Source organism: Stenotrophomonas sp. STEN013, assembly GCF_056760355.1.
Map to the genome: position 1 here is coordinate 719,960 of NZ_JBRREO010000002.1, position 18,515 is coordinate 738,474.

The 18,515-nt window shown below is 66.3% G+C and carries 25 protein-coding genes; 16 read left to right on the plus strand and 9 right to left on the minus strand.

Going from position 1 to position 18,515, the window contains the following annotated elements:
- Nucleotides 1-8 precede the first annotated feature (8 nt).
- From hisD to hisIE, 7 genes are read left to right on the plus strand one after another with little or no spacing between them, the layout of a single operon-like run.
- On the plus strand, nt 9-1,304 hold the full coding sequence (gene hisD, locus ACVOMH_RS07600) for a histidinol dehydrogenase (RefSeq protein ID WP_481551585.1): 1,296 nt from the start codon (nt 9-11) through the stop codon (nt 1,302-1,304).
- Nucleotides 1,301-2,383 (plus strand): histidinol-phosphate transaminase, encoded by a 1,083-nt coding sequence (gene hisC, locus ACVOMH_RS07605; protein ID WP_481551531.1) that lies wholly within the window; start codon nt 1,301-1,303, stop codon nt 2,381-2,383. Before hisD ends, hisC begins: the two co-directional genes overlap by 4 nt.
- Nucleotides 2,380-3,453 (plus strand): bifunctional histidinol-phosphatase/imidazoleglycerol-phosphate dehydratase HisB, encoded by a 1,074-nt coding sequence (gene hisB, locus ACVOMH_RS07610; RefSeq protein ID WP_481551532.1) that lies wholly within the window; start codon nt 2,380-2,382, stop codon nt 3,451-3,453. The genes hisC and hisB overlap by 4 nt, the downstream gene beginning before the upstream one ends.
- Nucleotides 3,450-4,052 (plus strand): imidazole glycerol phosphate synthase subunit HisH, encoded by a 603-nt coding sequence (hisH, locus tag ACVOMH_RS07615; RefSeq protein WP_481551533.1) that lies wholly within the window; start codon nt 3,450-3,452, stop codon nt 4,050-4,052. Before hisB ends, hisH begins: the two co-directional genes overlap by 4 nt.
- Nucleotides 4,049-4,783, plus strand: coding sequence for a 1-(5-phosphoribosyl)-5-[(5-phosphoribosylamino)methylideneamino]imidazole-4-carboxamide isomerase (gene hisA, locus ACVOMH_RS07620; protein WP_481523542.1), 735 nt, complete (start codon nt 4,049-4,051; stop codon nt 4,781-4,783). The genes hisH and hisA overlap by 4 nt, the downstream gene beginning before the upstream one ends.
- The gene (gene hisF / locus ACVOMH_RS07625; protein ID WP_054660794.1) at nt 4,777-5,553 is read left to right on the plus strand and encodes an imidazole glycerol phosphate synthase subunit HisF; all 777 of its coding nucleotides are present in this window, start codon (nt 4,777-4,779) and stop codon (nt 5,551-5,553) included. Before hisA ends, hisF begins: the two co-directional genes overlap by 7 nt.
- Nucleotides 5,543-6,181, plus strand: a complete 639-nt coding sequence (gene hisIE, locus ACVOMH_RS07630; RefSeq protein ID WP_481551534.1) for a bifunctional phosphoribosyl-AMP cyclohydrolase/phosphoribosyl-ATP diphosphatase HisIE — start codon at nt 5,543-5,545, stop codon at nt 6,179-6,181. Before hisF ends, hisIE begins: the two co-directional genes overlap by 11 nt.
- Nucleotides 6,182-6,295: 114 nt before the next feature.
- Here the strand turns inward: hisIE and ACVOMH_RS07635 are convergent, their stop codons facing one another.
- The gene (locus ACVOMH_RS07635) at nt 6,296-7,303 is read right to left on the minus strand and encodes a TerC family protein (RefSeq protein WP_054660918.1); all 1,008 of its coding nucleotides are present in this window, start codon (nt 7,301-7,303) and stop codon (nt 6,296-6,298) included.
- A 547-nt stretch (nt 7,304-7,850) separates the two neighbouring features.
- Between ACVOMH_RS07635 and ACVOMH_RS07640 the strand changes: the two genes are divergently transcribed.
- The 6 genes from ACVOMH_RS07640 to ACVOMH_RS07665 all read left to right on the plus strand — a co-directional run bounded on the left by ACVOMH_RS07640 (nt 7,851) and on the right by ACVOMH_RS07665 (nt 12,550).
- A complete protein-coding gene (locus tag ACVOMH_RS07640; RefSeq protein WP_481551535.1) occupies nt 7,851-8,204 on the plus strand; it encodes a YkgJ family cysteine cluster protein in 354 nt (117 codons plus the stop codon).
- A gap of 49 nt (nt 8,205-8,253) precedes the next feature.
- Nucleotides 8,254-8,508, plus strand: coding sequence for a hypothetical protein (locus ACVOMH_RS07645; RefSeq protein ID WP_481551536.1), 255 nt, complete (start codon nt 8,254-8,256; stop codon nt 8,506-8,508).
- 171 nt (nt 8,509-8,679) lie between these two features.
- On the plus strand, nt 8,680-10,233 hold the full coding sequence (locus ACVOMH_RS07650) for a calcineurin-like phosphoesterase C-terminal domain-containing protein (protein ID WP_481551537.1): 1,554 nt from the start codon (nt 8,680-8,682) through the stop codon (nt 10,231-10,233).
- 276 nt (nt 10,234-10,509) lie between these two features.
- Nucleotides 10,510-11,223, plus strand: coding sequence for a single stranded DNA-binding domain-containing protein (locus tag ACVOMH_RS07655; RefSeq protein WP_481551538.1), 714 nt, complete (start codon nt 10,510-10,512; stop codon nt 11,221-11,223).
- A 235-nt stretch (nt 11,224-11,458) separates the two neighbouring features.
- Nucleotides 11,459-11,716 carry a hypothetical protein gene (locus ACVOMH_RS07660; protein WP_057506328.1) on the plus strand — a complete coding sequence of 86 codons (258 nt, stop codon included), beginning with the start codon at nt 11,459-11,461 and terminating at the stop codon, nt 11,714-11,716.
- A gap of 153 nt (nt 11,717-11,869) precedes the next feature.
- The gene (locus ACVOMH_RS07665; protein ID WP_481551586.1) at nt 11,870-12,550 is read left to right on the plus strand and encodes a hypothetical protein; all 681 of its coding nucleotides are present in this window, start codon (nt 11,870-11,872) and stop codon (nt 12,548-12,550) included.
- 291 nt (nt 12,551-12,841) lie between these two features.
- Here the strand turns inward: ACVOMH_RS07665 and ACVOMH_RS07670 are convergent, their stop codons facing one another.
- The 6 genes from ACVOMH_RS07670 to ACVOMH_RS07695 form a co-directional block, all read right to left on the minus strand.
- Nucleotides 12,842-13,165 carry a hypothetical protein gene (locus ACVOMH_RS07670; RefSeq protein ID WP_481551539.1) on the minus strand — a complete coding sequence of 108 codons (324 nt, stop codon included), beginning with the start codon at nt 13,163-13,165 and terminating at the stop codon, nt 12,842-12,844.
- Between the two features lie 28 nt (nt 13,166-13,193).
- Nucleotides 13,194-13,697 carry a lipocalin family protein gene (locus ACVOMH_RS07675; protein ID WP_481551540.1) on the minus strand — a complete coding sequence of 168 codons (504 nt, stop codon included), beginning with the start codon at nt 13,695-13,697 and terminating at the stop codon, nt 13,194-13,196.
- Nucleotides 13,698-13,776: 79 nt separating this feature from the next.
- Nucleotides 13,777-14,034, minus strand: coding sequence for a hypothetical protein (locus tag ACVOMH_RS07680; protein WP_481551541.1), 258 nt, complete (start codon nt 14,032-14,034; stop codon nt 13,777-13,779).
- A 68-nt stretch (nt 14,035-14,102) separates the two neighbouring features.
- Entirely contained in the window at nt 14,103-14,258 is a 156-nt protein-coding gene (locus ACVOMH_RS07685) for a hypothetical protein (protein WP_481523550.1), read from the minus strand.
- 96 nt (nt 14,259-14,354) lie between these two features.
- Nucleotides 14,355-14,633, minus strand: a complete 279-nt coding sequence (locus tag ACVOMH_RS07690; protein WP_481551542.1) for a hypothetical protein — start codon at nt 14,631-14,633, stop codon at nt 14,355-14,357.
- A 70-nt stretch (nt 14,634-14,703) separates the two neighbouring features.
- Entirely contained in the window at nt 14,704-14,973 is a 270-nt protein-coding gene (locus tag ACVOMH_RS07695) for a hypothetical protein (protein WP_481523552.1), read from the minus strand.
- Between the two features lie 274 nt (nt 14,974-15,247).
- On the opposite strand from ACVOMH_RS07695, the gene ACVOMH_RS07700 reads away from it, so the two are divergent.
- Nucleotides 15,248-15,436, plus strand: a complete 189-nt coding sequence (locus tag ACVOMH_RS07700; RefSeq protein ID WP_481551543.1) for a hypothetical protein — start codon at nt 15,248-15,250, stop codon at nt 15,434-15,436.
- A gap of 1 nt (nt 15,437) precedes the next feature.
- Complete coding sequence (locus ACVOMH_RS07705) at nt 15,438-15,584, plus strand: hypothetical protein (protein ID WP_481551544.1); 147 nt, start codon at nt 15,438-15,440, stop codon at nt 15,582-15,584.
- A gap of 282 nt (nt 15,585-15,866) precedes the next feature.
- Here ACVOMH_RS07705 and ACVOMH_RS07710 read toward each other — a convergent pair whose 3' ends face one another.
- Both ACVOMH_RS07710 and ACVOMH_RS07715 read right to left on the minus strand, forming a co-directional pair.
- Nucleotides 15,867-16,109 (minus strand): hypothetical protein, encoded by a 243-nt coding sequence (locus tag ACVOMH_RS07710; protein ID WP_481551545.1) that lies wholly within the window; start codon nt 16,107-16,109, stop codon nt 15,867-15,869.
- Nucleotides 16,110-16,891: 782 nt separating this feature from the next.
- The gene (locus ACVOMH_RS07715; RefSeq protein WP_481551546.1) at nt 16,892-17,887 is read right to left on the minus strand and encodes a C13 family peptidase; all 996 of its coding nucleotides are present in this window, start codon (nt 17,885-17,887) and stop codon (nt 16,892-16,894) included.
- 357 nt (nt 17,888-18,244) lie between these two features.
- Here ACVOMH_RS07715 and ACVOMH_RS07720 point away from each other — a divergent pair, with 357 nt between their 5' ends.
- Nucleotides 18,245-18,373: a hypothetical protein gene (locus ACVOMH_RS07720; RefSeq protein ID WP_481551547.1), complete on the plus strand. Its 129-nt coding sequence runs from the start codon at nt 18,245-18,247 to the stop codon at nt 18,371-18,373.
- The last annotated feature ends 142 nt before the right edge of the window (nt 18,374-18,515 follow it).

Here is an 18,515-nt window from a genome sequence, read left to right on the forward strand (position 1 = left end):
CGAGCGAATTGAAGATCCTGGACTGGGCCGCGCTCGATGCCGATGCGCAGGCCGCCACTTTGACCCGCCCGGTACAGAGCGTGGCCGCGCAGACCCGCGAATCGGTCGCGGCCTTGATCGAACAGGTGCGCGGCGGCGGTGATGCCGCTCTGCGCGCGATCAGCGCCCGTTTCGATGGTGTGGCTCCTGAGGATTTCGAAGTCGGTGAGGCCGAATTCGCCGCGGCCGAGCGGGCGGTGTCGGCCGAGCTGCGCATTGCCATGCAGCAGGCGGCCGTGCGCATCGATGCCTATCACCGCGCCGGCATGGCGCAGCCGTACGCGGTGGAAACCGCACCGGGCGTCGTGTGCGAGAAAATGATCCGCCCCATCGGCCGGGTCGGGCTGTATGTGCCGGCCGGCAGCGCGCCGCTGCCGTCCACGGCACTGATGCTGGGCGTGCCGGCCCGGCTGGCCGCTTGTCGTGAGGTGGTGTTGTGCACGCCGCCGCGCAAGGACGGCAGTGCCGATCCGGCGGTGCTGGTCGCCGCGCGGCTGACCGGCGTGCACCGTGTATTCAAGATCGGTGGCGCGCAGGCCATCGCCGCGATGGCCTACGGCACCGAGACCGTGCCCTCGTGCGACAAGCTGTTCGGGCCGGGCAACAGCTATGTGACCGAAGCCAAACAGCAGGTCGCCCAGGCCGGTGCCGCCGCCATCGATATGCCGGCCGGGCCGTCGGAAGTGCTGGTGATCGCCGATGCCGGCGCCAATCCGGCCTTCGTCGCCGCCGATCTGCTCTCGCAGGCCGAGCATGGTCCCGACTCGCAGGTGCTGCTGCTCAGCGATGATGCCGCGCTGCTGGCCGCCGTCGCCGGCGAGGTCGCGCGGCAGGTGGCGGTGCTCGAACGCGAGGCTATCGCCCGACAGGCACTGTCCGCCTCGCGGCTGGTCAAGGTTCCCTCGCTGGCGCAGGCGTTCGCCATCTCCAACCGCTACGCCCCCGAGCACCTGATCCTGGCCTTGCGCGATCCGCGCCCGTGGTTGGCGCAGGTCGAGGCTGCCGGCTCGGTATTCCTCGGCGATTACACCCCCGAAGCGCTGGGCGACTACTGCTCGGGTACCAACCATGTCCTGCCGACCGCCGGTGCCGCCCGCGCCTACAGCGGCGTGAGCGTGGCCAGTTTCCAGAACCAGATCAGCGTGCAGGCCGCCAGCGCCGAAGGCATTGCCGGCATCGGCCCGTGCGCGCTGACCCTGGCGCGCGCCGAAGGGCTGGGCGCGCACGCCAACGCGGTTGCGTTGCGGCTGGGGGTGACGCTGTGAGCGCGGTGCTGGATCTGGTTCGCGCCGACCTGCGTGATTTTGGCGGCTATGCTTCCGCCCGCAGCGCCCGGCTCGAGGGCGAGGTGTGGCTCAACGCCAACGAGGCGCCCTGGCCCAATCCGGCCGATGCGGCCGCCCGCTGCCGCCGCTATCCCGATCCGCAGCCGCAGGCGTTGCGCACGCGGCTGGCGCAACTGTATGGATGCCAGCCGGAGCAGTTGCTGATCGGCCGCGGCAGCGATGAGGCCATCGATCTGCTGGTGCGCGCGCTGTGCGAACCGCAGCGTGATGCGGTGCTGTTCACTCCGCCGGTGTTTGGCATGTATGCGGTCAGCGCGCGCCTGCAGAATGCGCCCGTGCTGGAAGTGCCGTTGCGCGACAGCGCCGACGGGCTGGTGCCCGATATCGACGCCATCATCGCCGCGGCCAGGCAGGGCAACGCCAGGCTGGTGTTCCTGTGCTCGCCCTCCAATCCGGGCGGGCGCAGCATCCCGCTGGCACAGGTCGAGACTGTCGCCACCGCCTTGCGCGGGCAGGCCCTGGTGGTGGTGGACGAGGCCTATGGCGAATTCGCCGCGCAACCCTCGGCCACGACCTTGATGGACCAGCATGACAATCTCGCCGTGCTGCGTACGCTGTCCAAGGCGCACGCTCTGGCCGCCGCGCGCATCGGTTGCGTGATCGCCGATGCCGGGTTGATTGCAGTGCTGCGCCGTTGCCAGGCGCCGTATCCGATTCCCACGCCGTGCGCGCAGCTGGCGCTGGACGGGCTGGACGAGGCCGCGCTGGCGCAGACCCGCGCCCGCATCGCCACCGTCATCGCCGAACGCCAGCGCCTGCAGGCGGCTTTGTCGACGCTGCCGGCGGTGCGCCGGGTCTACGCGTCGGATGCCAACTTCCTGCTGGTGCGCTTTGCCGATGCACAGGCCGCATTCCAGGCCCTGCTGGCCGCCGGAGTGGTGGTGCGCGACCAGCGCGGCGCCCCGCAACTGCACGACGCCCTGCGCATCACCCTGGGTACCCCTGAACAGAACGACCGCGTCCTGGACGCACTTGCCACGCTGGAGCTTGCCGCATGACCCCCATTCTGTTTGTCGATCGCGATGGCACCTTGATCGAGGAGCCGGCCGACTTCCAGATCGACGCCTACGAGAAAGTGCGGCTGGTGAAGAATGTCATCCCGGCAATGCTTAGGCTGCGCGATGCCGGCTACCAGTTCGTGATCGTCTCCAACCAGGACGGGCTTGGCAGCGAAGCTTATCCGCAGGCCAGTTTCGATGGCCCCAACAACCTGATGCTGCAGATCTTCGAAAGCCAGGGCATCGTTTTCCGCGATGTGCTCATCGATCCGAGCTGGCCGGCCGACAACAGCCCCAACCGCAAGCCGGGCATCGGCATGATGGTCTCCTACCTGCAGGACCGGTCCATCGACTGGGCGCGTTCGGCCATGGTCGGTGACCGTCCCACCGATATCCAGTTCGCCGACAACATGAACATCCGCGGCTTCCAGCTGCGTACCGGCCAGTTCGGCGGCGACTGGGACTGGGACGCCATCGCCCACGAACTGGCCGACGCGCCGCGCCGCGCCAGCGTCCAGCGCGACACCAAGGAAACGCAGATCCGCGTCTTTGTCGATCTGGACAAGGCCGCCAGTTCGAAGATCAGCACCGGTTTGCCGTTCTTCGACCACATGCTCGACCAGATCGGCCGTCATGGCGGTTTCGCGCTGGAAATCCAGGCCAGCGGCGATCTGCATATCGACGAGCACCACACCATCGAGGACACCGGTCTGGCTCTGGGCCAGGCGCTGCGTGAGGCGCTCGGCGACAAGCGCGGCATCGGCCGCTACGGCTTCACCTTGCCGATGGACGAGACCCTGGCCAGCGCCGCGCTGGACTTCAGCGGCCGCCCGTACTTCGTGTTCGACGGCGATTTCAGGCGCGAGAAGGTCGGCGACATGCCCACCGAGCTGGTGCCGCATTTCTTCCGATCGCTGTGCGATGCGGCGGGGTTGAACCTCAACCTCAAGGTGGAAGGCGACAACGACCACCACAAGGTCGAGGCCTGCTTCAAGGCGCTGGCCCGTGCGCTGCGCCAGGCCATCCGCCGCGAAGGCACGCAGCTGCCATCGACCAAGGGGGCCCTGTGAGCATTGTCGGACTGGTGGATGCGGGCGGTGCCAACCTCGGTTCGGTACGGTTCGCGCTGGAGCGGCTGGGCGTGGACGTGCGCATGGTGCGCGCCGCCGGCGATCTGGACGGCGTGCAGCGAGTGATCCTGCCCGGCGTCGGCGCGGCCGCGGCCGGCATGGCGCGCCTGCACGCGCAGGGACTGGTGCAGCCACTGCGGGAACTGCAGCTGCCGCTGATGGGCATCTGCCTGGGCATGCAGCTGCTGTACGAGCGCTCCGAAGAGGGCGGGGTCGATTGTCTGGGCCTGCTGCCCGGCGTGGTGCGCCGGCTGCATCCGGCCGTGGGCATCCGCGTGCCGCACATGGGCTGGAACAAGCTGCTGGCGCTGCGCCCCTCGCCGTTGCTCGACGGGGTCCCGCCCGGTGCCAGCACCTATTTCGTGCACAGCTACGCCGCGCCGGTGACCGCTGACACCGTCGCCGCCTGCCATCACGGCGGGCTGTTCACCGCCGTCGTGCAGCGCGGCGCGCTGTGTGGCGCGCAGTTCCATCCGGAGCGTTCGGCCGGGCCCGGCGCCCGCATCCTGCGCAACTTCATCGAGACCGACTTCCAATGAGCTTCACCGTCTACCCCGCACTGGATATCCGCAACGGCAGTGTCGTGCGCCTGCTGCAGGGCGATTACGCCCAGCAGACCACCTATGGCGATGATCCGCTGCCGCGCGCGCAGGCCTTTGCCGCCACCGGCGCGCAGTGGATGCACCTGGTCGATCTGGACGCGGCCAAGGCCGGCGGCTACACACTGGCGCCGCTGCTGGCACAGATCGCCGCCACGACGCCCTTGAAGGTACAGACCGGTGGCGGCGTGCGCGGCCGCGACGATGTCGCCCGCATCCTCGATGCCGGCGCCAGCCGGGTGGTGATCGGCTCGCTGGCGGTGCGCCAGCCCGAGGCCGTGGAAGCCTGGCTGGGCGAGTTCGGTCCGGAGCGGCTGACCATCGCGCTGGATACCCGTCAGGGCAGCGATGGCGTCTGGCGTCTGCCGATCCATGGCTGGACCGAGACTGCCGACGTCACGCTCGACCAGCTGGCCAGCCGCTATGCCGCCGCCGGCATGCGCCACCTGCTGTGCACCGACATCGCCCGCGACGGCATGCTGTCCGGCCCCAACATCGAACTCTATGCCCACCTTTCGGCGTTGCTGCCGGGCGTGGCGGTGCAGGCATCCGGCGGCGTGCGTGACGCGGCCGATATCCGTGCGGCCAAGGCGGCCGGCTGCGGGGGCGCGGTACTGGGCAAGGCGCTGCTGGAAGGCCGCCTGCACTTGGAGGAGGCGCTGTCATGCTGAGCCGCCGCATCATTCCGTGCCTGGACGTGCACAACGGCCGCGTGGTCAAGGGCGTGCGCTTCCGCGACCACATCGACATGGGCGACATCACCGAGCTGGCGCTGCGCTACCGCGATGCCGGCGCCGACGAGCTGGTGTTCTACGACATCTCCGCCAGCCCGGAAGGGCGCTCGGTCGACCGCGGCTGGGTCGAGCGGGTGGCGCGGCTGATCGACATCCCGTTCTGCGTGGCCGGCGGCATCCGCGACGTGGACACCGCCCGCGCGGTGCTCAACGCCGGTGCCGACAAGGTCTCGATCAACACCCCGGCGCTGGAACGCCCGGAGCTGATCGGCGAACTGGCCGAAGCCTTCGGCCAGCAATGCGTGGTGGTGGGTATCGATTCGATCCGCGAACCCGACGGCCAATGGCGGGTGCGCTCCTATACCGGCGACCCGGCCAAGACCCGTGCCGAAGCCCGGCTCACCCTGGACTGGGTGCGCGAGGTGCAGCTGCGCGGGGCCGGCGAGATCGTGCTCAACTGCATGGACAGCGATGGCGTGCGCAACGGTTACGACATCGCCCAGCTGCGCCAGGCGCGCGCCCTGTGCAACGTGCCGCTGATCGCCTCCGGGGGCGCCGGCACCCCGCAACATTTTGCCGATGTGTTCGAACAGGCCGACGTTGACGGTGCATTGGCTGCCAGCGTGTTCCACTCCGGCGCCATCGCCATTGCGCAGCTGAAACAGTTCCTGCGCGACCAACAGATCGAGGTGCGTGATGTCCACTGAATTCAATCCGCTTGATGCCGCCACCCTGGACTGGAACAAGGTCGGCGGGTTGATGCCGGCCATCGTGCAGGACGTCGCCACCCAGCGGGTGCTGATGCTCGGCTATATGAACCGGGCAGCACTGGATGCCACCCGCAGCAGCGGCAAGGTCACTTTCTTCAGCCGCAGCAAGCAGCGCTTGTGGGTCAAGGGCGAAACCTCCGGCCACACTCTGGAGCTGGTGGAGATCCGCGCCGATTGCGACGCCGATACCTTGCTCATCAGCGCCCGCCCGCACGGCCCCACCTGCCATACCGGCGCGGTCAGCTGCTTTGCCGGTGCACCGGGCAACTTCCTCGGCGCGCTGGATGCATTGATCAAGCAGCGCGAACACGACCGCCCGATCAACAGTTACACCACCAAGCTGTTCGAGGAAGGCACGCGCCGGATCGCCCAGAAGGTTGGCGAGGAGGGCGTGGAAACCGCGCTGGCCGGGGTGGCGCAGCTCGATGACGACCTGCTGGGCGAATCGGCCGACCTGCTGTTCCACCTGATCGTGCTGCTGCGTGCCCGCGGCCTGTCGCTGGATGATGCGGTGGCGGTGCTGGAGCAGCGCCACGCGCGGGCGGCGTCCAAAGCGGCCCGCTGAGCCGCACGCCCGCGCGGCATCTGTCGCCACCGCACGGGCAAGTGCCTGGCACTGCTGTCGCCGATGCGGCCGGATTGTCGCCGCCCCGGCGTGGCAGCGCCGATCAGGCCGGGGTCATGGCTGGTCCGGTTTCTTCTCCGGTTTCTTCGGCCGCGTCGGGCTGCCCGGTACCCACCAGGTCCGGGTCCGCGCATCCGCCGGCGGCGCACCGCGTGTCTTCAGCAGCGAGACCAGCATCGAGCCGCCGATCAGCACGGCGGTGATCAGCAGCGCAAGCTCGGTGGGGATCACCTTGGTCCCGAACCAGGCATTGAGGATCATCTTGATGCCGACAACCACCAGTACCAGCGACAGGCCGTACTTGAGGTAGTGGAAGCGGGTGATGATCCCCGCCAGGGCGAAGTACAGCGCCCGCAGGCCGAGGATCGCGAATACGTTCGCCGTGTAGACGATGAACGGATCGGTGGTGATCGCGAAGATCGCCGGAATGGAGTCCAGCGCGAACACCAGGTCGGTCAGCTCCACCAGCACCAGCACGATAAACAGCGGGGTGATGAACCGCACCCCATTGCGGCGCACCGTGAAGCGGTCGCCTTCAAAGGTTTCGGTCACGCGGAAGTGACGGCGCATGAAACGGTTGACGCGGTTGTTCTCGATGTCCGGTTCCCGCCCGACCGTCACCAGCATCTTGGCCCCGGTGAAGATCAGGAACGCCCCGAACACGTAGATGATCCAGTGGAAGTGTTCGATCACCGCCGCGCCCGCCAGGATCAGCGCCGCGCGCATCACCAGCGCACCGAGCACGCCCCAGAACAGCACGCGGTACTGGTAGGGCGCCGGGACCGCGAAATGGCTGAAGATCAGCACGAACACGAAAATATTGTCGATGCTCAGGCTCTTTTCGATCAGGTATCCGGTCAGGAATTCATAGCCCTTGGGCGCTCCCAGAAAATGGAAAACGCCGGCGGCGAAGACCATGGCCAGCAGGAAGTAGCCCAGGCTCAGCCAGAGCGCCTCCTTGATGCTGATCTCCTTTTGCTTGCGGTGCAGCACCCCCAGATCCAGGGCCAGCAGCACAAGCACGAACAGATTGAAGCCGACCCACAGCCAAAGCGTGTTCATCCGTCCTCTCCCGCGCAGTGATCAGGTCCGGCGCAGGCGAGGCCCTGCGCCTTGAATGGCTGCCCGCCGCCGAGGCAGGGGGGCGGATTCGAAGCTAGCGTTGGACCGGTGCAAACGCCGTCAAGCCGGGCCTTGGCGCCGGTCGCCGACCGCCACCGTCCGGAACTGCCGGGCAGGGCCGCGCATCATCTATTCCTCCGCCCGGCCCGAATGCGCCGCGTGGCGGCAACCGCGTCGCCCGCTGTTCGGCCAGGCGCATGCTGGCCGTTCGCGGCGCTGCCTATGCCGATGTGAACGCCACCGGCGGCGGAGTGTTAGGATCGGTCCGCAGGCCCTGCCTGTTTCGCGCGCTCTGCGCAGCTGCCTTGCTAGTTGCCCACTCCGCTGTCTTCCACAGGTTGCCCGCCCGTTGTATCGGTGGGACTCGAGGCGAGTGCGCCATGCACGTATACCCCCTGAGCAACACCCCGTTCACTACCGGTGCGCCCGCGCACCGCGCACCGCTGTCCGGCCGTCAAGCGCATCGCGCGTTTCCCGAGGGGCAAGGGTGGCGCCGCCATTCCATGCCGGTGGCGGCATGACGCACGGCGCGGCGGACAAGAACGCCCCGGTCACCTGCGCCACCTGCGACGCCCTCTGTTGCCAGCTGACCGTGGTGTTGACCGAGAAAGATGCGGTCCCGGCACATCTGACCATCCGCTTGCCCAGTGGACTGCATGTCATGGACAAGGACGAGGATGGCTGGTGCGTGGCCCTGGATGGGCAGCAGATGAACTGCCGCATTTATGACAGCAGGCCGGCCATCTGCCGCTCCTTTGTCATGGGTGGACCCTATTGCCGGGCCGAGCGCGCTGCCCAGGCACGTTCGAATACGCGCGGTATCGCATTGCAACTTGCCTGAGGAGAAACACATGCCTACGCCACTGCCCGTACCGGGAGAGGTTCCTGCGATGAAGAAAATCTCGATCACCGGCCCCCACGCCCAGCAACGCAACCTCAGCCGGGAGCGCATTGCCGAGGACATGGCGGCCTTCAGCAATGCCGGTGGCCACGTCGAGGTGCTGGGCAATACGCCGTTCCGCACCCGGGTGGACCCGCCCAAGCCGGCCACGGCCAGCGGCAAGGCGGCACGCCCGCTGGTTGCCGACGCCGAAGCGGCCGCCGTCCCGCCCGCGCCACCGCGTAAGCGAACGCCGTCGCGGTGACGCCGGGCCGGCGGGCGGCATAGCGGAATTGCCCGCTGCCAGCCGCTTGTCCGATGCGCGCCCGCGGCATACGGCCCGACCGCCGCCGCGGGCCGCCCGCCAATTCCGGTAATGCCGGGGCCGCCACGGGCGACGATAATGGCAACCGCCTGTCTGTCTGCCGAGGTTGTCATGCGTCTTTCCCTGTTTGCCGGCCTGTGGCTGGCCTGCGCGCCATTGCTGGCGGCCGCCAGCTGTGTGGACGGCACGGTGTTTGCCGATACCAATGGCAATGGCCTGCGCGATGCCGGCGAGCAGCCGTTGCCCGGTATCGCGGTGTCCGATGGCGAGCATCTCGTGCGCACCGACGCGCAAGGCCGTTACCGGCTGCCGGCCTCGACCCAGCCCACGGTGTTTGTGATCAAGCCGGCCGGTTACCGCGCCGCCGCCCGCGCCGATGGTCTGCCGGACATCTGGCGCCCCGGCAGTGCTCCCGCCGCCGTCAAAGGCAAGCGCCCGGCCGATGCCGATGCGCAGTGCCCCCCGTTCGCGCTGGTGCCCGATGCGGACGCCCCGGCCAGCTTCCAGACCCTGCTGATGGCCGACAGCCAGACCAGCAACATGCATGATGTCGGCTACTTCGAGCGCGACATCATCGCGCCATTGCGCGGCAGCCATCAGGCCCGGCTCGGCCTGACCCTGGGCGACATCACCAACGATGATCCGGCGCTGTATCCGGCGCTGGTGGCGGCGGTGACCTCGCTGGGGGTGCCGTGGCTGCATGTGCCCGGCAATCACGATATGGATGTGGACGCGCGCAGCGATGCCACCTCGCTGGCCAGCTATCACCGCGCGCTGGGCCCGGACACCTATGCCTGGGAAGAGCGCTCGATGGTGTTCATCGGCCTGGACGACATCATCGCCCAGCCGGGGCAGAAACCGGCCTATATCGGTGGCCTGCGCGAGGACCAGTTCGCCTTCCTCGAACGCTATCTGCCGACCGTGCCGGAGGACAAACTGCTGGTGATCGGGGTGCATATCCCGCTGTTCGACCATCGCTTCCGCGACGCGGACCGCACGCGCCTGTTCGCGCTGCTGGAAAACCGCGCCAACCGGCTGATCCTCAGCGGGCACACCCACGAGCAGAGCCAGACCTTCTGGGATGCCGCGCGTGGCTGGAACGGCGCCACCCCCCTGCACGAATACAACGTCGGCGCGGCCTGCGGTGCGTTCTGGTCCGGGGTGAAGGATGCCCAGGGCATTCCCGACACCACCATGGCCGATGGCACGCCCAACGGGTACGGCCTGCTCAACGTGCAGCCGCAGGGCCGCTACAGCGTGGAATACCGCGCCGCCCGCGCCCCGGCCAGCGAGCAGATCGCGCTGCATGCTCCGCGCGTGCTGCGTCGCGGCGCCTACCCGGCATGGGGCGTGTACGCCAACGTGTTCATGGGCTATGACGGCCTGCCGGTGGAGTTCCGCGTCGATGACGGCCCTTGGCAGCCGATGAAGCGGGTCGAGCAGCCCGATCCGCGCCTGCTGCAGGAAAACATCGCCGACGACCTGGCCGGTGCGCTGCGCGGCTACGACCGCTCGCCCGAGGCTACTCCCTCCCGCCACCTGTGGCGCGCCGCATTGCCGACCACACTGGCCGAAGGCGAACACACGGTGGAGGTGCGTACCACCTTGAACGGCACCGCCTACAGCCAGCGCACCACCTACCGGCTGCAGAACGCCACGCCCTGAACGGAGGCGGGCATCGGCCAAAGACAACCGCCCAGGCCGGGTTGGCCTTACCAACCCAGCGCCGTTGGCCTGTTTCCCGATGTCCGTCAGATGGCGCCGCACCGGCCGGCGCACCGGCTGCGGGCCATGTCCACGCCGCACTCCCTCCTGCAGTCGCCTCGGTGAGATTGGCGGCATCACTCCCTTGTCGCCCGCTTGTTCTCCGATGCCCGATGGATACCGCACCACCGCCACGCTAGGCTTGCGCGGTGGTGCCAACTGGGGGCAGGGGAGTCGATGCAACACAGAGCAATCATCTACACCGTGCTGGTCGCGACGGTGCTGGCGTCCAGTGGCTGCGGATTCCCGCTGTCCGCTGGCGATGATATGGCAGCCGAGCCGATGGACCCCGGGCGTCGCCTGATCGGCCAGGTGCAGGGCAGTGGCGCGGTGAGCCCGCTGCTCGGCGAGCAGGTGCTGATCGAAGGCGTGGTGGTGCGCAGCCTGGCCGGCGATGGCGACGATATCGCGCAGGAATTGGGCGAGACGCTGGGCGAGGGCAATCGCGGCCGCGTGGTCGGCTGGTTCGTGCAGGACGAAGGCGACGGCGATCCTGCCACCTCCGATGCGCTGTTCGTGCTTGATCGCGGCTATGACACCTCGCTCAACATGCCGGCCGAAGCCGAATTCACGATGCGCATGGGTAATCGCGTGCGCAGCGGCGACCGCATCGTCGTGCGCGGCGAAGTGATCGAGGTGCCACAGGCCGACACCGCCGAACAGCCGCGCAGCGCCGGTCATTCCGTCGCGCGCGGGACGCCGGGAGAGACCGTCACCGGCCTTGCCGCCAGCAGCATCACCTTGCTGGCCCCGGATGAGCGCGCAGTGCCCCTCATTCCGTTGGCGATCGCACCGGCGCAGGCGCAGCAGGAGCGGGTTGAAGGCATGCGCCTGTCGCGGATCGATAACGGTGCATCGCCGTTGCCATTGTCGGCGTCCCCCTCACCGTAAGGGCGACGTATGCCCCCGGCATCGGCAAACAGGCCGATGCATTCAGGGCATCAGACGCGTGCGATCTTCCGCGTTGGCCGCAGTCACGCAGAGACCCCGCGACATGCATGGAATCACGCCTGAATTCGCAGGGATAGCCACATTTCACAGTCCATCAACGCCGTGCGGCGCAATCATGTCTGTGCAAAAAGTCCGCAATATTTCCGTGGTCCAGACGTGAGAAAGGAGAAGTGAAATGTTTCTGACCAAGAAAAATCTGGTGTTGGCAGTGACCGCCGTCGCCGCCCTCGGTCTTGGCGGCTGCGCCACCTACCGTGACGATTTTGCAAAGATCAATACGCGCCTTGATTCACTCGACACGAAGGTGCAGAGCGCAGCCCAGAGCGCCGAATCGGCCAACCAGTCCGCGCAGCGGGCCAACCAGCGCCTGGATCAGCTCGAAGGCCGCGTCCAGCAGCTCGAAACCGCACCGCGCCGCGAGCCGCGCGGCTGATCGCGCCTGCGCGCGTGCTGACCAAGGGTGTGCGCTTCAAACCCGGTGGTCCTTGCTGACCACCGGGGGTTTTTCTTAAGCCGCTCCATGCTCCAAGGAACGTGTCCCATCAATACCTGTATCTATTCCGCGATCCGCGCCGCGTGTGGCGCGCTGGTACTGGCGTTGGCAAGTGTTGGCGCAGTCAATGCACAGGATGCTGCCGCGCATCCGATGGCCGACGTCGACCAGCTTCCCCCGGATCAGACCGTGTCGGACACGGTAATCGAGCTGGCCGGCTGGGTGGTTGCCAGCAAGGACAGCCAGGGCTATCCGTTCACGATCATCGACAAGGCCGCCGCCCAGGTGCTGGTATTCGACGGTGACGGCCGGCTTCGCGGCGCCGCCCCCGGCCTGTTTGGTTCGGCGGTGGGTGACCACACGGCCCCAGGCATCGCCGGTCTGGCGCTTCGCGAGATTCCGGGCAAGGACCGCACCACGCCTGCCGGTCGCTTCGTGGGCGGTTTCGGCCCCTCCATCGACGCCGGCCGCGTGCTGTGGGTGGATTACGATTCGGCGGTATCCATGCACCCCACGGCGACCGGCGTCCCCGCTGAGAGACGCGTCGAGCGCCTTGCGTCGCCGTCGCCGGACGACAACCGCATCACCCATGGTTGCATCAATGTCTCGCCCGAATTCTACGAGCAGGTGGTCGTTCCCACGTTCGAACGGGGCGGGGTGTTCTACATCCTGCCGGACACCGCGTCGCTGGCCGAGACCTTCCCGGAGTTCGTGCAAAGTCGCGGGCCGTTGGAAAGTAATCAGGAAGCCAACGCAGGGGCCGCCCGTCACTGAACGGTGCGTTGGTGTGATGCCTTTGAGGTACGAGGCAGTGCCGCGACGGAAGACTCCTGCAGCGCATCCGGTACGATCTTCGAATCCGATCACGCGCTCCGGTTATGCGTCGGCGGGTGAGTCCGGCTCGGCGATCGTATGATCGAGCTGCGCCAAGGGGCAGGGGGCCATGCGGTAGCTGGCAGGTAAATGGTGCGGGATCGGATTGAGCATGATGGATTCACCGTCAAATCGACGCGCCGGTCCTGAATCCTTGGCTGGAACTCCAACCGGAACGTGGGAGTCAGATCCTCAGTGGGGCTTGTACACCGGCATCGGTGCCCAGGTCTCGACCCAGCTTGCCGTGATGGAAACCTCAAGCGTGTTGCCATCGGCATCGGGCGAAATCCGGTAGCGATGCGTCGGGCCCTTCATCCACTGCACTGTGAAGTACAGCGCTGGCTCTTCCGTATTCCAGCGGACGTCGCTGATGGAGTTCTCCACTCCTTCCACGTCGTCGATGAAGGTCACTGCCAGTCCATCATCAATAAGTGAGAAGCGGAACACGGCAAAGCTGGCTTCCTCCCAGACGTTCCATTCGCCTATGAACTGTTGTCTGGGGTCAGGGGTCGGCATAGGGATGCTCAAGAGTGACATCTGGCGCTCACTGCATTTGATTCAGGTAGATGGTGCCGGACTGTTCGGGCCAAACAATGTCGGAAGTGTCATAGCCTTGCTGCTGGGCGGTCTCAATCCATCCGGTTGCGACAGTCCGGTCCATCTGGGCGTGCCGATGGAGCAGATGTAGTCGTTTCATGCCAGGCTCCCCGATAAGGGCGGTCGTATAGTCGTCATCAATTCCCAGAATCCAGAATTTCTCCCGGGTAAAGGGAACCCATTGCAGCCAATCCGGCATGAAGCTGATCGAGAATCTCGCATGGGCGCTGTCGGATACCCGGACAACACCGGAAGATTCCTCCAGCGCGTCGCGCTCACCTATGTAGGAGTGGGAAACGTGGATGGGTTCGTCCGAGTCCCTGGTGAAGTTCCACACCCGATCTCGTGCGTCCGGGTTGTCGCCATGTTGTGGCTTCCTGGCGATCTCGTACCAGGTTCCAAGATAGCGGGGGAGGTCGACATAGGATGCGGTGTGAATAGTGGTGTTCATGGGAATGCCTGTATTTCCACGCTGTCAACGATCGCGACAATGAACTGTCCGTGCAGCAGGAACGGGTCCCAGGACCTGGCTACTTCGCTCGTCTTGCGTAGGTCAGGATGGTCGCCTCATCTTCGGCAGCGGCCTTGACCGACTTGGACCATCGCACCACGGCGCCTTTGTTCTGGATCAGTGTTTCCAACTGCAGACACAGGCACTCGGCGCACGCTTGGCCTCCCGGGCTGCTTTTTCCGCAAAGCTTGCAAGGCGCCATCGTGGTCGTCTCGGGAGGGCGAAGCTGATAGGCAATTTTTTCCATCAGTGCCTTGGCCTGGGCCACCGTTTTCACCGTTGATGATCCTCAGGACGAGCTGCGCACGCTGGCGCAGCTCTCCATTTGTTTAGCAGCAGTTGCTGTTATTTCTGCTGAGGCTTGCTGCCGTCATGGGTCTTGCCTTCCTTGGTGTCCGCATCCTTGCGGTTGGTGTCATGCTCTGGCATCGCGCCGGGTGCCCGCTTCGGATCACGTTCCTGCGGGTTCTGGGGGCTGGTTGTTACATTGAGGCTACTCATCTTCTACTCCATTGCGATGAAATCATCGCAGAAGCATCTTTCCCCTTTGTGTGTTACCCCGGTGTGCTATTGGCGCTCTGAGGATGAACGGGCTGATCAGGAAACAAGCCGATCCCAGCACATACCGGCTATCTGATCCGAGATTCTCCTCTGGTCCATGCTCATCTTGCCCGATAGATGACGGTGCAGATCGGAGTGCCACGCACTGCGCGTTCCATGCGGATTGCGGATATAGATGTCGCAGGCAAGTTTGATTACCGGATTGCAGTCGTTGAGGAAACTGTCCCCGATAAGCGCGCCATCACTGTACCGACTTCGCCAGTAGCCAAGCTCGGCGGTTACGTCGACAAAGTCGCGATCGCGTTGATTGTTCATGATGCGCAGCCAGGTACGCCATCTTCGCAGGTGGGGGTTCTTACGCTGTCTTTCGCATATCTGCGAGATGTCATGTTCTGCGGTTCCGGAAGTCTTCCTTGAGCTGATCCAGCTGTTCCGCGGCAGACACCATGCTTTTTATCCGGTCCAGAAGGGAGTCGATATTGTTGCTGCGCTCCAGTTCATCTGCCGATCCGGATGCCGCTTTCAAGGCGCGCCGGGTCAGAATCGCAAGGGATCTGAGCTTGTCCAGGCGCTGTGAGCGGGACCATGCATGTGCTGATGTTGTCATCTCCAGCGCCAGTTCATCCAGGTCAGCGCGTACCTCTTCGTAGTTCATGATCAGCATCCGGAGCACAGGTAGTGCCCGCACCGCGCCCAACATAGGCCTATTTCCAACGTGCGATGTGATGAGCGATTCGTCCGTCCCTGTTCTTGGTCCAATCGCCTTGCATCCTGCAACGGCGATTGTCACGCGCCGGGCACGTGGCGCGCTCCCCAGTTGGCTTGGTGGTCAGCCCGTGAGTTCTCTTCCGGATTCGGGGACTGCCGGTTAACGGCACAACGCGCACCGTAAACGTGCGACGACGTTGTCGCGTGGATGGAGCATGTGCTTGAGCACCCCGAATCCCACCGATCCGGAGGCGCCCCGCGATCCGGATCGTCCGGATCCGACACGGGATCCGCGCAATCCGAATCAACCCAACCCGGATCTGCCCGACACGCGCAATCCGGATCTACCCGGCGATCCTGCTCCTGAACTGGAGCCTCAGGCGCCGGGCGAATTTGAAGAGGAACAATGAGATGCCGACCACTCCGCAAACACCGCAGAAAGGCCACGAGCAGCGCTCGCCGGGCAAAGACGACAACTCGCAGCGGCATGGCAGCCCGCAGCAGCATGACCAGAAGCCGCACGACCAGAAGCCGCAACAGGACCGTCAGCACAAGTGAGTGAGAGGTTCTTGTCGGGGTTCACCGCGTGAACACCACGCTGTTCAGCGGCGGGCAGTGCGTGACAACGAGCTGGGTAGGCAGGCTCGTCACGGTCCGGACAAGATGACGCGGGCTGGCGATAGTCCGCGTGGTGGTGCCCGCTGGCCGCATCCCCCGGTCAGCGGGTTGTGGCGCCGGGGGATCCGGCCGGAAGGAAGCGGCGCGCAGGCGTTGAGTCCAATGGCTAGCCGGGTGGTCCACTTGGCCCCGGAAAAAAGCCCCTCCGGGAGGGGCTTTTGATCAGGCAACGATGAGGCTCCAGCTGATTTCGGAGCCATCGAATTTGTAGCGGAAGCCCTCGCGGTCGATCTGCCGGGCGAGGTGTCCATCGGCATCGGCCAACAGCGTGATTTCAACCGACTCCTCACCGGAGCGGCCGCTGATACGCGACAGGCTGGCAGCGCGGACTTCCTCGGTTGAAACGAAGCTGACCGGCCGGCACTCGCGCCCGGGCCCTTCCAGATAAAGTTTTACGCCTTTCAATGGCGTGCCTCCCATGAATCCCCACGCATGTGGGGACCCGTTTCTAAGGGAACGGGGGTTAACAGAACCTGCAGAAAGCGTTTGAAACCCGCTCAAGCGTGACGCAGCCGGCAGCAATGGCGGCGCTCCGCATGCGCCGGACGCTACCGTCGTTCAGGTGGAAACCACCGGTGACCGCGACAGCGGACCCGCAGCAACCGGCCGCTGGACTCACCGCACGCGCGCTGGCATATCCGCCTGCAGCGGCAATCAGGCCGGCCCTGACGCCGGAACCGGCAGGTCGCACGTGGCGGGTAACAGCGGGGGAAAGCAGAGGCAATCGCCCCGTCACGCCGCGTGCATCCTCCCGGCCACGCTGAACAGGTGCACGGCGGATGACCCGTTGTCCACCGGCGATCGGGGGAAAGCCGCCCATCCGCGCCGCTGTGCGCGTAAATAAGAGCCCGGTGTTGCGGCCACGGCAGGTCATCTACCAGGCATCAGGCGACAGGCAGCCCGCGCGGGGACGCCCTGTCGCGACTGACGACGCTCCTACGGCACACACCTGCAGCGCTGCTGCGGAGCAAACGCAGGAAGCGGACGGCCCGCCTGTAGGAGCAACCTTTGGAAGCGACCGGTAGGAGCGACGTCAGTCGCGACAAAAAACCATCCGCCGCGATTCCTCACACGCCTTGGCAGCGTTGCAGAAGCTATTTCTGTAGGAGCGACGTAAGTCGCGACAAAAGCCCCCACCCAACCCGCTTTTCTCAAGCAACGCAGAAGCGCCGCGGGCAGGCTCACGCCTAACGGCCTGGCGCGGCGGCAGGCACCGGCAGCGGGCTGTTGTCCGCCGGTTCCATCGCCGCTGCCGGCGCCGCGAACGGGTAGGGCACCACCACCGGGGGCGGCAGCTGCTGGCGCCAGCGCGCCAGTACCGCCTCGATAGGCCTGCCGGTGGCGATCTGCGGGTACGACGGCAACTCGCCTTCCTGTCGCTCGCGGCGTTTCACCGTGATCCGCGCCTGGGCGAAGGCGGCGCTGAAATCGTTGCCGGCATTGAGCGCTTCCACCAGGAAGGCGCGGCCGAACCAGGTGGCGCTGTCGGTATTGCCGCAACCGAACGAGGGCCGGTCCTCGCGCGCGGCGGTGATGATCATGCGGTTGGGCGCCTTGAGCGGCGGCACAAACCCGCCCGAGAAACAGGCCGACACCACGATCACCGCATTGCCGATCTTCGCCTCGTCCAGCAGCTGCGCCAGATCGGCCGGTGCCAGGTAATCCTCCTGCTCCGGGCCGGTGCGCAGGTAGAAACTGTTGTCCGGAAGGCCGTGGCTGGTCAGATAGAGCAGCAGCACATCCTCGGCCGGGTCCAGCGTCTGCCCCAGCCCGTCCAGCGCGTAGCCCAGGCTCTCGAAGGTGGCCTGCGGCGCGGTGCCGTCCGCAGCCGAGCCGGGCGGGGCGTTGATCAGGCTCAGCGTGCGCCCGCCGGTTTGCCAGCGTTGCGCCGCCAGCTGCTGCAGATACCGCACCTCGTTGCCGAACACGTCCTCGCCGGCATCGCCGGCCACGCCCAGCACATACAGATCGGTCACGCCCGCGCGCTGTGGCGGCAACTGCTGCAGCGCCGCCTCCAGCCGCGCCAGTTCGGCGCCTTCCAGCTTCGGCGTGGTCGGCGTCCATTCGGGCAGGTCGGCATTGCCTGCCAGCACCGGCCAGCTGCCGGCCAGCACCAGCGCCACGGCCAGCGTGCGCCGCAGCCGCCGGGAACAGGATCGCAGCAGGGACGGCAGCGCCGGCATCGGGGAGATTCCACAGGACAGGGGTGCAGCGTTGCAGGCGCCTTGGCCGTAAGCAATAGCCGGATGCGGGAATCGTCAGCAGCAGGTGGCGCGGCGCGCGGTAGCGCCGCCGGCTGCGCCGAACGATGGCAATCGGGCCACGGCGGCCGGCATGTACCGCACGGCGGATAAAGCGGCGACGGTGCGACCGCCGGGGTGGACCGAGCACCGCGCCGGGCCGGCGCTGACCATGGGCGGGGCAGCGCTGCCCCCGCGTTGCCTTCACTTTGGCCGGCGAGGGCCACGTTTGCACCAAAAAGGGGCAACGATGGCACTTGAAACGGCAGCGATGCCGCTTTTTTCGCCATCGATGCCACTTTGACCGGCAACGTTGCCCCTTTTTGGGGCATCGATGCCGCTTTTTTCGGCACGCTTGCCCCTTTTTGGGGCATCGATGCCACTTTTTTCGGCAACGGTGCCCCTTTTTGGGGCAACGATGGCACTTGAAGTGGCAACGATGCCGCTTTTTTCGGCATCGATGAGACTTCTGTCTCAAAACGAGGCCCATTCTGGCTGTGCGCAGGTACCTGGCGGGGCGTGAAAAGCGCCGGTTGTCCGCGCCCGGCCGCCGCCGCCGGGGCGACAGGCA

Bases quoted from the DNA above. Each gene is read 5' to 3' on its own strand.
- hisB (WP_481551532.1), top strand. From the start codon at position 2,380: ATGACCCCCATTCTGTTTGTCGATCGCGATGGCACCTTGATCGAGGAG.
- hisA (WP_481523542.1), top strand. From the start codon at position 4,049: ATGAGCTTCACCGTCTACCCCGCACTGGATATCCGCAACGGCAGTGTC.
- hisF (WP_054660794.1), top strand. From the start codon at position 4,777: ATGCTGAGCCGCCGCATCATTCCGTGCCTGGACGTGCACAACGGCCGC.
- hisIE (WP_481551534.1), top strand. From the start codon at position 5,543: ATGTCCACTGAATTCAATCCGCTTGATGCCGCCACCCTGGACTGGAAC.
- ACVOMH_RS07635 (WP_054660918.1), bottom strand. From the start codon at position 7,303: ATGAACACGCTTTGGCTGTGGGTCGGCTTCAATCTGTTCGTGCTTGTG.
- ACVOMH_RS07645 (WP_481551536.1), top strand. From the start codon at position 8,254: ATGAAGAAAATCTCGATCACCGGCCCCCACGCCCAGCAACGCAACCTC.
- ACVOMH_RS07650 (WP_481551537.1), top strand. From the start codon at position 8,680: ATGCGTCTTTCCCTGTTTGCCGGCCTGTGGCTGGCCTGCGCGCCATTG.
- ACVOMH_RS07655 (WP_481551538.1), top strand. From the start codon at position 10,510: ATGCAACACAGAGCAATCATCTACACCGTGCTGGTCGCGACGGTGCTG.
- ACVOMH_RS07660 (WP_057506328.1), top strand. From the start codon at position 11,459: ATGTTTCTGACCAAGAAAAATCTGGTGTTGGCAGTGACCGCCGTCGCC.
- ACVOMH_RS07670 (WP_481551539.1), bottom strand. From the start codon at position 13,165: ATGCCGACCCCTGACCCCAGACAACAGTTCATAGGCGAATGGAACGTC.
- ACVOMH_RS07675 (WP_481551540.1), bottom strand. From the start codon at position 13,697: ATGAACACCACTATTCACACCGCATCCTATGTCGACCTCCCCCGCTAT.
- ACVOMH_RS07685 (WP_481523550.1), bottom strand. From the start codon at position 14,258: ATGAGTAGCCTCAATGTAACAACCAGCCCCCAGAACCCGCAGGAACGT.
- ACVOMH_RS07690 (WP_481551542.1), bottom strand. From the start codon at position 14,633: ATGAACAATCAACGCGATCGCGACTTTGTCGACGTAACCGCCGAGCTT.
- ACVOMH_RS07695 (WP_481523552.1), bottom strand. From the start codon at position 14,973: ATGAACTACGAAGAGGTACGCGCTGACCTGGATGAACTGGCGCTGGAG.
- ACVOMH_RS07705 (WP_481551544.1), top strand. From the start codon at position 15,438: ATGCCGACCACTCCGCAAACACCGCAGAAAGGCCACGAGCAGCGCTCG.
- ACVOMH_RS07715 (WP_481551546.1), bottom strand. From the start codon at position 17,887: ATGCCGGCGCTGCCGTCCCTGCTGCGATCCTGTTCCCGGCGGCTGCGG.